Genomic DNA, 12,667 nt, shown 5'->3' on the forward strand with positions numbered 1-12,667 from the left:
CACCCCCCGGATCATCCGTACGACAGGGGCAGTAAGTCATACCGGGCCGGGCGACCGAGCAGTCCCCGGCTGGGGACGATCAAAAAGGTAACGGGGGGGGGTCAGCGGCGTGCGTGCACCGTCCGGCGCTCAGAGAATTCAGGGGAGGATCCGGCGTCACGGGCCGGGAAGAATCAGACCGGCCAGGTTCGAGGGGCGGGGGACGCCCTCACGTCGGCCGGACCATGTGTAACGACCGGCGGCCCGCCATCATTCCGGGCCCAGCCGCACCGACCCGGTGGGGCGGCGCTCGGCCGTACGCAGGGTGTAACCATCCCCGGCCGGCCCCGATTCCGCCGCCAGGATGCCCCAGGTCACACCCACGGAGCCGCATCCACGGGTGCACTGCCCGCCCCGTGTCGAGTTGCCCACATACCGGACACGCCCCGTCGCCAGCGATGCCGCAAACGCCGCGAATCCGACACAGAGGCACGGACGCCGTTGGCGGCCGCACACCAGAAGCCCAGTGACCGCCGCCACATCAGATACGAACCGGTTCCGTATCGAAACTCCAACCCCTACGCTGACGTCAAATACGAGTCTGACCCGTATCGAAAGCGGGGCCGGGGGGAGAACCAGAGATGCAACCGCACGAGAACACCGGACATCCGAGGAGGTGGGCGATCCTCGGGGTGCTGGTGATCAGCCTGCTCGTGGTCGTCCTGGACAACACGATCCTCAACGTCGCGCTGCGTACGCTCGCCGACCCGGTGCATGGCCTCGGCGCGAGCCAGGGCGAGCTGGAGTGGTCGATCAACTCCTACACCCTGGTTTTCGCCGGCCTGCTGTTCACCTTCGGCGTGCTCGGCGACCGCGCCGGGCGCAAGCGTTTCCTGCTGGTCGGCCTGGTGCTCTTCGGGCTGGCGTCGCTGCTGTCGGCGTACGCGCAGAGCCCGGCGCAACTCGTCGCGGCCCGCGCGCTGATGGGCGTGGGCGGCGCGGCCATCATGCCGGTCACGCTCTCGATCATCTCCAACGTCTTCGACCCCCGGGAGCGGGGCCGGGCGATCGGCGTCTGGGCCGGCGCGGTCGGCCTGGCGGTGGCGATCGGCCCGATCCTCGGCGGCGCGCTGCTGGAGCACTACTGGTGGGGCTCCGTCTTCCTGATCAACGTGCCGGTGGTCGCGCTCGGGGTGGTGCTGGTGGCGATCCTGGTGCCCGAGTCGCGGGACCCGAACCCGGGACGCGTCGACGTCGTCGGCGTGCTGCTGTCGGTGGTCGGCCTGGTCGCCCTGACGTACGGCATCATCGACGGCGGCGAGCACGGCTTCGACCGCCCGGTGGTCTGGGCCGCGACCCTCGGCGGCCTGGCGGTGCTGGCCTGGTTCGTCGCGTACGAGCGGCGCAGCGACCACCCGTCGCTGGACGTGCGGCTGTTCCGGGTGCCCCGCTTCGCCGCCCCGGTGGCGATCGTCGGGCTGATCTTCTTCGCCGCGATGGGCGTGATGTTCTTCAGCTCGTTCTACCTGCAACTGGTGCGCGGCTACAGCCCGCTGGAGACCGGCCTGCTCTTCCTGCCCTTCGCGGTGGCCCAGCTCGTCTTCGCCCCGCGCAGCGCGGCGATGGTCCGCCGGTACGGCGGCAAGGCGGTCGCCGTGGTCGGGCTGGCGCTGACCGTGGTGGCGCTCGGCGCGTTCGCCTTCGTCGGCGAGAGCACCCCGATCTGGGTGGTGCTCGTCTTCTTCTTCCTCCAGGGCGCCGGGATGGCCAACATCATGCCCCCGGCCACGGAGTCGATCATGTCGGCGCTGCCCCGGGAGAAGGCCGGGGTCGGCTCGGCGGTCAGCAACACCGTCCGGCAGGTGGCCGGCGCGCTCGGCGTGGCGGTGCTCGGGTCGGTGCTCTCCGCGGTCTACCGTGCCGACGTCGACTCCGCGCTGCGGGACCTGCCCGCCGGGGCGCGCGAGGCGGCCGGCGAGTCGATCTCCGGCGCGTACGCCGCGGCGGGTCAGCTCGGGCCGGCGGCGCCGCAGCTGATCGCGGTGGCCGACGACGCCTTCGTGGCCGCGATGCACTGGGCGGCGGGCCTCGCCGCGGCGGTCGCCGCCGTCGGCATCCTCGTGGTGCTGCGCTGGATGCCCGGCCGCGCCGCGGCCCCGGTGGCAGCGCCGGTGCCGGCGGGTGAACCCGAGTTGGCCGGGACCGCCTAGGTTCGGGGACAATGTCCGACATGACTTCCGCCGCCGATGCTCCGCGGTCGCCCGGGCGACCGCGGAGCGTCCGCGCGGACGAGGCGATCCTCGAGGCCACCCTCGACCTGCTCGCCCAGGGCAGCACGATCGAGGCCATCTCGATCGAGTCGATCGCCGCCCGGGCCGGCGTGGGCAAGGCCACCATCTACCGCCGCTGGCCCGGCAAGGACGCGTTGCTGACCGACGCGCTGCGCCGGCTCAAGGGCAGCCCTCCGGCGCCGCCCGGCCGGTCGGTCCGCGACGACCTGGTGGTGCTGGTCGGCGCGGTCGGGCACAACATCGACCCGCGGGCGGCGCGGATCATGCCCTGCCTGGTGCCGCGGGTGAACCGCAGCCCGGACGAGTACCAGCTCTACCAGAGCATCATCGAGCCGCGCCGGGCGCTGATGCGGGAGGTGCTGCGCCGGGGGATCCGCACCGGCGAGCTGCGTGCCGACATCGACGTCGAGGTCACCATGGCGATGCTGACCGGCCCGATGCTGATCCAGCGGGTGCTGCGCTGGCACCCCGACCTCGACGAGGCGTCCCTGCCGGAGAAGATCGTCGACGGCGTCCTGGACGGCATCCGCGCCCGCTGACCCCGGCCACCGCCCCGGTCCCGCCCGCCGGTACGGCCACCCGGGCCCGCGCGCGGCACGGCCGGCGGGACCGTCAGCCGGCCGGCGTACGCAGGCGGTGCAGGCGCAGGGCGAGCTGGACCTCCAGCGCCCGCTCCGGCTTCTGCCAGTCCGCGCCGAGTAGCTGCCCGACCCGCTCCAGCCGCTGGGTCACCGTGTTGACGTGCACGTGGAGCAGCTCGGCGGCCCGGGCCAGGCTGCCGCCCACCCCGAAGTACGCCTCCAGCGTCTTCACCAGCGCGGTGCCCCGGCGGGCGTCGTAGTCGACCACCGGCCCGACGGTGGCCTTCAGGAACCGCTCCACGTCCTTGTCGCCGCCGTCACCGACCGCGCCCAGCAGCAGCCCGACGAAACCCAGCTCGGCGGTGCTCGCGCCCTGCCCCGACCGGCCCAGCGCGCCCAGCGCGGTGAGGCAGCGGTCCGCCTCGGCGAACGTGGTGGCCAGCGACGCCGGCCCCGTCGACGGGCCGCTCGCCCCGGCGGTCACCGGCCGGCCGGTCACCCGGGACAGGTCCCGGGCCACCGCCCGGGCGCTGCCGCCCGCGTCCCGGCCCGGCAGCATCAGCACCACCCGCCCGTCGCGGGCCGCCGCCAGCCCACCCCGCGTCGAGGCGTACGTGGTGGCCCACGACAGCACCCGCTGCCGGGCCGAGCCCGTCGCGGCGATCGCGTCGTCGCCGACCGCCACCAGCACGTGCGGCGCGTCCAGGTCCACCCCGAGCCGGCGGGCCCGGCTGCGCAGCGCGTCGGTGTCCCGCAGCGGCCGGGCGATCAGGTCGTCGAGCAGCTCGCCCCGGACCCGCCCCTCCGCCTCGGCGACGGTGCGCCGGAACAGCAGCAGCAGCGCGGTCACCAGCGACGCCCGCTCCAGGATCCGCTGGTCGGCGTCGACCAGTTCGTCGTCGGGGCGCAGCACCAGCGCGCCCATGTTCTCCGCGCCGGCCACCACCGCGGCGTACCAGAGCGGCTCCCGGCGCACGCTGCGGCCCTCCGTACGCGACGCGGCCACCGCCTCCACCATGTCCGCCCGGTCCGGCTCGTCGATCTCGCCGACCCGGGCCAGCAGCCGGCCCTCCGCGTCCAGCGCCAGCAGCGCCCCGCCGAGCACGTCGGTGACCGCCGCGGCCACGTCCTCCACGCCGCCGCCGCGCAACACCAGCGCGGTCATCCGGTCGTGCGCCGCCGCGGCCCGCTCCACCGAGCTGCTGTGGGCCCGGATGGTGGTGTTCGCCGCCGACAGCTCCTCCAGCGCCGCCCTGGTCTCGGCGAGCAGCCGCGCGGTGTCGATCGCCACCGCCGCGTGCGCGGCGAGAGACACCAGCAGCGCCACCTCCTCCCGGACGAACGGCCGGGCCGACCGGTTGGCCGCGTAGAGCACGCCGATCGAGGTCGAGCCGAGCCGCAGCGGCACGCCCAGGATGGCCACCAGCCCCTCCTCGCCCACCCCGGCGTCGATCTCGCCGGTGTGGTGGAAGCGGTCGTCCTCCGGGTAGTTCGCGGTGACGTACGGGGCGCCGGACTGGGCCACCAGGCCGCCGAGACCGGCGCCCATCGGCAGCCGCAGCCGCTGGAAGCGGGCGGAGACCGAGCCGTCGGTGACCCGCATGTAGGTGTCGCCGCGCTCGTCGTCGTTGAGCGTCATGTAGGCGACGTCCGCGCCGAGCAGGTTGCGCGCCCGGTGCACGATCGCGCGCAGCACGTCGTCGAGGTCGCGCAGCCCGGCCAGGTCGCTGACCGTGTCGTACAGGCCGGAGAGCTCGACCTCCCGGCGGCGGCGGCGTTCCAGCAGCGCGCGGACCCGCAGCGCCACCGTCTTGGCCTGCTCCAGCTCGGCGAGCCGGTCGGGCGGCAGCCCGGCGGCGCGCGCGGCGACGAGCGGCCCCTCGAACTCCACCGCGGCGGCCTCGCGGGCGAGCAGTTCCAGGAACTCCACCGGTGACGACATGACCGACATTGTGCGGCTTGCCACTAGTTCGCCGTCCAGCCCCCGTCGAGCGCGATGGACGCGCCCGTGATGAACGCCGCCGGCGGGGAGCAGAGGTATGCCACCAGCTCCGACACCTCCTCCGGCTCGATCAGCCGCTTGATCGCCGCCCGGGCCAGCATGATCTTCTCGACCACCTCCGCCTCCGGGATGCCGTGGCTGGCCGCCTGGTCGGCGATCTGGCTCTCCACCAGTGCGGTCCGCACGTACGCCGGATTGATGCAGTTGGCGGTCACGCCGTGCGCGGCGCCCTCCAGCGCCACCACCTTCGACAGCCCCTCCAGGGCGTGCTTCGCCGAGACGTACGCCGACTTGTACGGCGAGGCGCGCAGCCCGTGCACCGAGGAGATGTTGACGATCCGCCCCCAGCCCTTGGCGTACATGTGCGGCAACGCCCGGCGGATGATCAGGAACGGCGCCTCCACCATCACCCGGTGCAGGTAGGCGAAGCGCTCCGCGGAGAACTCCTGCACCGGCGCCACGTGCTGGAGGCCCGCGTTGTTCACCACGATGTCCACGTCCGCGTCGAGCCGGTCCACCGCCTCGGCGTCCGTGAGGTCCACGCCCTCGGCCCGGCCGCCGGCCTCCGCCGCCACCGCCTTGGCCGCCTCGATGTTGCGGTCCACCACCAGGACCTTGGCGCCGGCGGCCCCGAGCCGCAGGGCACAGGCGCGGCCGATGCCGCTGCCGCCCCCGGTCACCAGGGCGGTACGACCAGCGAGGTCGACGTGTACGACGTGGGGCACCGCCACGGGTTCTGCCGTCATGGCGCATGAAGTTACGAGCTGTGTGTCCGGGCGCACATGGGGCGGCGGCACATACTCGACGGCCGGAGTGTGTGGTCCACACGGCACGTCGGCGGCGTGTCGGCGTGCCCGGCGTGTCCCCGACACCGGGCCGTCGTCCGGCTCGGTAGGGTGTCGAACACACGTACTGCTGGCGGTTGGGGGAGGAGGCGGCGTGCGGGTGCTCGGCGTCGACCCGGGGCTGACCCGGTGCGGGGTCGGCGTGGTCGAGGGCGTGCCGGGGCGGCCCTGCACGTTGGTCGCCTACTACGTCGTCTACACCGACCCCGGCGACGAGCTGCCGCTGCGTCTGCTGCACCTGGACCGCTCGCTCACCGACCTGGTCGCCGAGCACCGGCCGGACAGCGTCGCCGTCGAGCGGGTGTTCAGCCAGCACAACGTCCGCACGGTGATGGGCACCGCCCAGGCCAGCGGGATCGCCGTGCTCGCCGGCGCCCGCGCCGGGCTGCCCGTGCAGACCTACACGCCCAGCGAGGTGAAGGCGGCCGTGACCGGTTCCGGTCAGGCCGACAAGGCCCAGATGACGGCCATGGTCACCCGGCTGCTGCGGCTGCCCGAGCCGCCGAAGCCGGCGGACGCCGCCGACGCCCTCGCCCTGGCCATCTGTCACGTGTGGCGCGGCGGGACGCGCTCCAAGCTGGCCGCCGCGGCCGACCGGGTACGACGAGGAGGAGCCAGATGATCGCCAGCGTGCGCGGGGTGGTGACCGCGACCGGTCCGGACCACGCGGTCGTGGAGGTCGGCGGGGTGGGCCTGGCGGTGCAGTGCGCCCCCGGCACCCTCGCCGAGCTGCGGGTCGGCCAGCCCGCCCGGCTGGCCACCAGCCTGGTCGTCCGGGAGGATTCGCTCACCCTCTACGGCTTCGCCGACGACGACGCCAAGCAGCTCTTCGAGCTGCTGCAGACCGCCAGCGGGGTCGGCCCCCGGCTGGCCCAGGCCGTGCTCGCCGTGCACACCCCCGACGCGGTACGCAAGGCGATCGCCAACGCCGACACCGCCGCGCTGACCCGGGTGCCCGGCATCGGCAAGAAGGGCGCCGAGCGCCTGGTCCTGGAGCTGCGCGACCGGGTCGGCCCGGTCCCGGTCGGCGCCGACGGAGCGGCCGGGGTGACCGGCGGGGCGTGGCCCGAGCAGGTGCGGCAGGCGCTGGTCGGGCTTGGCTGGACGGCCGGGCAGGCCGACCAGGCGGTCGCCGCGGTGGCGGAGACCGTCGACGGTGACGTGCCGCCCGTGCCGGTGCTGCTCAAGCAGGCCATCCGACTGCTGGGCCGCACCCGGTGACCGGTCCCGACGGCAACCTGGTCTCCGCCTACGTCAACGACGCGGAACGGGACGCGGAGGCCAGCGTCCGGCCGAAGCGGCTGGAGGAGTTCATCGCCCAGCACCGCGTACGCGACCAGCTCGACCTGCTGCTCCAGGGCGCGATGCGGCGCGGCTCCCCGCCCGACCACATCCTCCTCTCGGGCCCGCCTGGCCTCGGGAAGACGACGTTGGCCAACATCGTCGCCGCCGAGCTGGGTTCGGGCATCCGGGTGACCAGCGGCCCGGTGATCGAGCGTTCGGGCGACCTGGCGGCCATCCTGACCAGTCTCGCCGAGGGCGACGTGCTCTTCATCGACGAGATCCACCGGATCGCCAAGCCGGCCGAGGAGCTGCTCTACAGCGCGATGGAGGACTTCCGGGTCGACGTGGTGGTCGGCAAGGGGCCGGGCGCGACCGCCATCCCGCTGGATGTCGAGCCGTTCACCCTGGTCGGCGCGACCACCCGCTCGGGCCTGCTGACCGGGCCGATGCGGGACCGCTTCGGCTTCGTCGCGCATCTCGACTTCTACTCCCCGGCCGACCTGGAGGTGCTGCTGCGCCGTTCGGCCCGGATCCTCGGCGTGCCGATCACCGACGACGGCGCCGCGGAGGTCGCCGGCCGCTCCCGGGGCACCCCCCGGATCGCGAACCGCCTGCTGCGCCGGGTCCGCGACTTCGCCGAGGTCCGCGCCGACGGCGTGGTCACCCTGGAGACCGCCCGGGCGGCTCTAAAGGTGTACGACGTTGACGCGCTCGGCCTGGACCGGCTGGACCGGGCGGTGCTGACCGCGCTGGTCGACTCGTTCCGGGGCGGCCCCGTGGGCCTGTCCACCCTGGCCGTGGCGGTGGGGGAGCAGCCGGACACGGTCGAGGAGGTGTGCGAGCCGTTCCTGGTGCGCGCCGGCCTGCTGGCCCGTACGCCGCGCGGCCGGGTCGCCACCGAGGCCGCCTGGCGGCACCTGGGGCGTACGCCACCGAATGGTACATTTGGTGCGGATGCCCCTCGCGCGCCCGATCTGTTCTCCCTGGACGTCGATCAGCCGTGATGCGAACGTGATCTGTGCCGCATTCGGCGTTCCCAGGTGCAGGGATTAGACTCGCGCCGGTCTGTACAGGACGTGAGAATCCGCCTCCGCTCCGGCACACCCGTGCCGGGTCGGCGGCCAATGGGAAGGTCTTTTCACCGTGCTTTACGCAGCAGAGGGCGGCGGGGGTGCCGGCAGCCTGACGCCGATCCTCATGATCGCTCTGCTCTTCGGCGTCATGTACTTCATGATGATCCGCCCCCAGCAGAAGCGCCGCCGCGAGGCGGCGGACATGCAGTCCGCCCTCGCCCCCGGCGACGAGGTGGTCACGATCGGCGGGCTCTACGGCACGGTCACCGGGGTGGACGACGACACCGTCCTGCTGGAGGTCGCGCCCGGTGTGCAGACCCGGTACGCCCGCCCGGCGATCGCCCGCGTGGTCAGCCAGGCGGAGCGTCCCGCCGAGCCGGCCGCCGAGGACGCGGACGCCGTCAAGGAGTGAGGCGTCGCTCCCGCCCCGGGGCGGCGGTCGCCGGCTCGCGGTGACCGCCGTGCCGGAAGGGGCAGCGGAGACGACGTGAAAACTGGATAGTTGGGCCCGACGGCGGGAGCCGACACGTCCACGCTCCGCTCGGCGCCCCCGCGCCGCGACGTCGGGGCCCGCGTGCCGGCCCCGACGCCGGCCCGTCAGGACCGCCGGCCGCACCGGCGCCGACACCCGCCGCACCAGCGGCGCGACCGTACAGGGAGACAGGACAGCCGTGGCACCACCTCAGGGACAGATGCGCCCCGGACGGCAACTGGCCGTGCTCGGGTTCATCTTCGTCGTCCTCTATCTTTTGGTGTTCTTCGCGGGCGGCGCCAGCGGCAGCCTGAAGGACCGGCTGGAGCCCAAGCTCGGCCTGGACCTCGTCGGCGGCACCCGGCTGACGCTGGAGGCGACCAACACCGTCGACGGCCGGGCCCCGACGGCGGAGAACCTCGAGGAGGCCCGCCAGATCATCGAGAGCCGCGTCAACGCCTTCGGCGTCGCCGAGGCCGAGGTGGTCACCGAGGGCAACCGCAACATCGTGATCTCCCTGCCCGGTGAGAACCGCGACATCACCGAGGTCGGCAGCGCCGCCGAGCTGCGCTTCCGCAAGCTGCTCAAGGCCGCCGACGGCAGCGGCGCGGCCGCCGCCCCGGCGCCGCCCGCCACCCCGGCGCCGTCCGGCAGCGCGACCCCGGCCCCGTCGGGCAGCGCGAAGCCCTCGGGCAGCGCCTCCCCGTCCGGCACCGCCGGGCCGAAGGTGACCCCGTCGGCGAGCGGCGGCCAGGGTGGCATGGCGCCAGCGCCGAGCGCCAGCCCGTCGGCGTCGGCCCCGGCCTCGCCGAGTGCCGCGGCGCCCTCGCCCAGTGCGAGCGGCGAGCCGGTGCCGCAGAGCGTCGAGGAGCAGCGCAAGGCCGTCGAGCAGAAGGTCGGCGCCGCCGCCTGGGCCGCCGCGAGCGGCCTCCAGGCACCGGCCGACCTGACCGCCGACCCGTCGCTGGCGGAGAAGCTCAAGCCGTTCGCGGCCCTCGACCCGCGCGAGGTCGCGGTGCTGCCGGCGCAGATGCAGTTCAACGTGCCGCAGATCAGCTGCGCCCAGCTCGACAAGCGGCCGCCGGCGTCGATCTCCGCCCCCGACCAGCAGGTGGTCGCCTGCGAGGACGGTGCCGCGAAGTACCTGCTCGACCAGGCGAAGGTGCTGGGCACCGACGTCGACGACGCCAACGCGGTGCTCGACCAGACCAGCCAGTGGGTGGTCAGCCTGGACTTCTCCGGCCCGGGCCAGGACAAGTGGACCAACCTGACCCGCGAGGCCTTCAACAACGAGGGCCAGGCCTGCGACACCACCGCGCTCGGCCAGGACGGCAAGTGCCGTGTCGCCGTCGTGCTGGACAACGAGATCGTCTCCTCGCCCGAGATCCAGGGCGTGCTGACCGGCAACTCGCAGATCACCGGCAACTTCACCCAGAAGGACGCCAGCACCCTCGCCGGCCAGCTCCGCTACGGCGCGCTGCCGGTGACCTTCGAGGAGCAGGAGCAGCAGAACGTCACCGCCACCCTGGGCGCCAGCCACCTGCGGGCCGGCCTCCTCGCGGCGGGCATCGGCATGGCGCTGGTCATCATCTACTCGTTCTTCTACTACCGCCTGCTCGGCTCGGTGATCTTCCTGAGCCTGATCCTCTCGGCGCTGCTGGTCTTCGGCGCGCTGGTGGTGCTCGGCCGGCAGATCGGCTTCACCCTCACCCTCGCCGGCATCGCCGGCATGATCGTCTCGCTCGGTGTGGCGGCGGACTCGTTCGTCATCTACTTCGAGCGGCTCAAGGACGAGATCCGGGAGGGGCGCAGCCCACGCAGCGCCGTGCCGCGCGCCTGGATCCGGGCCCGCCGGACGATCATCTCGGCCAACGCGATCACGCTGATGTCGGCGGTGGTGCTCTACGTCGTCTCGGTCGGCGCGGTGAAGGGCTTCGCCTTCGCCCTCGGCCTGGCGACCGTGCTGGACCTGGTCGTGGTCTTCCTCTTCCGGCACCCGATCATGACGATGTTCGCCCGCACCCGGGCGTTCCTGTCCCCGCGGGTCAGTGGTCTCGGGCGGGCGCTTCCGGCCCGGACGGCCGACGAGGCCAAGCCCCGCAACCCGCGCGTGAAGGAGGCCTGAGATGGCAAAGAGTGGTCTCGCGAGCCGCCTCTACCGCGGCGAGGCCGGCCTCGACATCATCGGCCGGCGCAAGCTCTGGTTCGCCGTCGCCGGCACGCTGATCCTGCTGGCGCTGCTCAGCTTCGGGCTGCGCGGATTCCACCTCGGCATCGAGTTCGCCGGCGGCAACTCGTTCCAGATCCCGGCCAGCGTCGGGACGATGGAGCAGACCGAGGAGAAGGTCGGGGAGGCCCTCGCCGCGGCCGGTGACGGCGCCAAGGTGGTCACCACGCAGAAGGTCGGCGGCACCGGCGGCGACTTCTACGAGGTGCGCACCACGCAGCTCGACGCCGAGCAGGCCAACGCCGTCAAGGTCGAGATCGCCGAGGAGTTCGGCATCGACCCCACCACCATCAGCGGCAACCAGGTCAGCGAGGCGTGGGGCAGCCAGGTCACGTCCCGGGCGGTGCTCGGTCTGGTCATCTTCATCGCGCTGGTGATGGTGTACCTGATCCTGCGGTTCGAGTGGCGGATGGCGGTCGCCGCCGTCTCCTCGCTGATCATGAACCTGATCCTCACCGCCGGCGTCTACTCGCTCGTCGGCTTCGAGGTCACCCCGTCGACGGTCATCGGCTTCCTCACGATCCTGGGCTTCGCGCTCTACGACGTGGTGGTGGTCTTCGACAAGGTGCAGGAGAACACCCGCGGCATCACCGCGAACAACAACCAGACGTACGGCGAGGCGGCCAACCTGGCGATCAACCAGAGCCTCATGCGGTCGCTGAACACCTCGGTGGTGGCGCTGCTGCCGGTCGGTGGTCTGCTCTTCATCGGTGCCGGCCTGCTCGGCGCGGGCACCCTGAAGGACCTCGGCCTGGTGCTCTTCGTCGGTATGGCGGTGGCGTTCCTGACCTCGATCCTGCTGGCCACGCCGCTGCTGGTGCTGCTCAAGAACTACGAGCCGCGGATCCAGGCGCACAACAAGCGGGTGCTGGCCCGCCGGGGCGCCCTGCCGCGCGGCGAGGTCACCCCGAAGGGTGCACCCGGCTCCGTGGAGGCCGCGGATGAGCCGGTCGACCCGGAGTCGGCGGCGCTGGCCGGCGCCGCGCCGAAGGTGGGCGCGCGGCCGGCCGGGAAGCGGTCGACGGGCGCGCGCGGCAACCGACCGGCCGGCGGCGGCAACCGGCCGGGCGGCGCCAAGCGGCGCTGACCTGGGCCGGCGACACCCGGTAGGAATCGAACCGACGGCGTCCTTCATGCTGTGCGAGCAGCAGGGAGGACGCCGTCGTCGTGAAAGGGGAGCGGACTGCCGTGACGGAGACCCACAGCACCGGGGTACGGGGAGACAGCGGCCCGGAGGCCGCGAAGCTGGTGGCCAGCCGGGTGCTCGACGTGCCCGACTTCCCCAAGCCCGGTGTCATGTTCAAGGACCTGATGCCGCTGTTCGCCGACGGTGAGGCGTTCCGCCAGGTGGTCGACGCGATCGTCGCGTACCACGGGCGGGACTCGTTCGACGCCGTCGTCGGCATGGAGGCGCGCGGGTTCGTGGTCGCGGCGGCCGTCGCGTACGCGACCGGGGTCGGCGTGGTGCCGGTGCGCAAGGCCGGGAAGCTGCCCCGCCCGGCGTACTCGGCCTCCTACGACCTGGAGTACGGCCAGGCCACCCTGGAGGTGCACCAGGACGCTTTCACGGCCGGGCACCGGGTGCTGGTGGTCGACGACGTGCTGGCCACCGGCGGCACCGCCGAGGCGACGCTGGACCTGGTGGAGCGGGCCGGGGGCACCGTGGCCGGCTTCACCGTGCTGCTGGAACTCGGCTTCCTCGGCGCGCGGGAGCGGTTGTCGCCGCGCCCGGTGCATGCCCTGCTGACCGTTTGAGCGCCCCGCCCGTCGGGCGGACCCGGTGCGGTCCGTCCGGCGGAGCGGCGGGGCACCGTGCGTGCGGGTAGCATTGCCCTTTGCTGACCGGGCGGGGCCGTCCGGGCGGCGCGAGACCAGGCCGACCGGCGCACGGTCGGTGTATTCCCGGCGAGCGG

11 protein-coding genes are annotated in these 12,667 nt (G+C 73.4%); 9 read left to right on the forward strand and 2 right to left on the reverse strand.

The genetic code is table 11. From position 1 onward, the window contains the following. Positions 1 to 620 precede the first annotated feature (620 nt). Entirely contained in the window at positions 621 to 2,189 is a 1,569-nt protein-coding gene (locus ACGF5C_RS15150) for an MFS transporter (protein ID WP_393301705.1), read from the forward strand. Between the two features lie 11 nt (positions 2,190 to 2,200). After that, positions 2,201 to 2,809, forward strand: a complete 609-nt coding sequence (locus ACGF5C_RS15155) for a TetR/AcrR family transcriptional regulator (protein ID WP_393301708.1) — start codon at positions 2,201 to 2,203, stop codon at positions 2,807 to 2,809. A gap of 73 nt (positions 2,810 to 2,882) precedes the next feature. Here ACGF5C_RS15155 and ACGF5C_RS15160 read toward each other — a convergent pair whose 3' ends face one another. Both ACGF5C_RS15160 and ACGF5C_RS15165 read right to left on the reverse strand, forming a co-directional pair. Continuing rightward, positions 2,883 to 4,802 (reverse strand): helix-turn-helix domain-containing protein, encoded by a 1,920-nt coding sequence (locus ACGF5C_RS15160; protein WP_393301711.1) that lies wholly within the window; start codon positions 4,800 to 4,802, stop codon positions 2,883 to 2,885. Between the two features lie 14 nt (positions 4,803 to 4,816). After that, positions 4,817 to 5,599: a 3-hydroxybutyrate dehydrogenase gene (locus ACGF5C_RS15165; protein WP_393301714.1), complete on the reverse strand. Its 783-nt coding sequence runs from the start codon at positions 5,597 to 5,599 to the stop codon at positions 4,817 to 4,819. Positions 5,600 to 5,792: 193 nt separating this feature from the next. Here ACGF5C_RS15165 and ruvC point away from each other — a divergent pair, with 193 nt between their 5' ends. The 7 genes from ruvC to ACGF5C_RS15200 all read left to right on the forward strand — a co-directional run bounded on the left by ruvC (position 5,793) and on the right by ACGF5C_RS15200 (position 12,509). Next, entirely contained in the window at positions 5,793 to 6,320 is a 528-nt protein-coding gene (ruvC, locus tag ACGF5C_RS15170) for a crossover junction endodeoxyribonuclease RuvC (protein WP_350686934.1), read from the forward strand. Next, entirely contained in the window at positions 6,317 to 6,919 is a 603-nt protein-coding gene (gene ruvA / locus ACGF5C_RS15175; protein WP_350709043.1) for a Holliday junction branch migration protein RuvA, read from the forward strand. Before ruvC ends, ruvA begins: the two co-directional genes overlap by 4 nt. Then, a complete protein-coding gene (gene ruvB / locus ACGF5C_RS15180) occupies positions 6,916 to 7,986 on the forward strand; it encodes a Holliday junction branch migration DNA helicase RuvB (RefSeq protein ID WP_393301717.1) in 1,071 nt (356 codons plus the stop codon). The genes ruvA and ruvB overlap by 4 nt, the downstream gene beginning before the upstream one ends. A 139-nt stretch (positions 7,987 to 8,125) precedes the next feature. Beyond that, positions 8,126 to 8,467: a preprotein translocase subunit YajC gene (gene yajC / locus ACGF5C_RS15185; RefSeq protein WP_357704261.1), complete on the forward strand. Its 342-nt coding sequence runs from the start codon at positions 8,126 to 8,128 to the stop codon at positions 8,465 to 8,467. Between the two features lie 259 nt (positions 8,468 to 8,726). Next, positions 8,727 to 10,652 carry a protein translocase subunit SecD gene (secD, locus tag ACGF5C_RS15190; RefSeq protein WP_393301720.1) on the forward strand — a complete coding sequence of 642 codons (1,926 nt, stop codon included), beginning with the start codon at positions 8,727 to 8,729 and terminating at the stop codon, positions 10,650 to 10,652. A 1-nt stretch (position 10,653) separates the two neighbouring features. Further along, positions 10,654 to 11,841: a protein translocase subunit SecF gene (secF, locus tag ACGF5C_RS15195; RefSeq protein ID WP_393301723.1), complete on the forward strand. Its 1,188-nt coding sequence runs from the start codon at positions 10,654 to 10,656 to the stop codon at positions 11,839 to 11,841. Positions 11,842 to 11,942: 101 nt separating this feature from the next. Beyond that, positions 11,943 to 12,509 (forward strand): adenine phosphoribosyltransferase, encoded by a 567-nt coding sequence (locus ACGF5C_RS15200; protein WP_357704267.1) that lies wholly within the window; start codon positions 11,943 to 11,945, stop codon positions 12,507 to 12,509. Positions 12,510 to 12,667: the final 158 nt, after the last annotated feature.

This window comes from Micromonospora sp. NPDC047620 (assembly GCF_043205005.1).
Lineage (GTDB): Bacteria > Actinomycetota > Actinomycetes > Mycobacteriales > Micromonosporaceae > Micromonospora.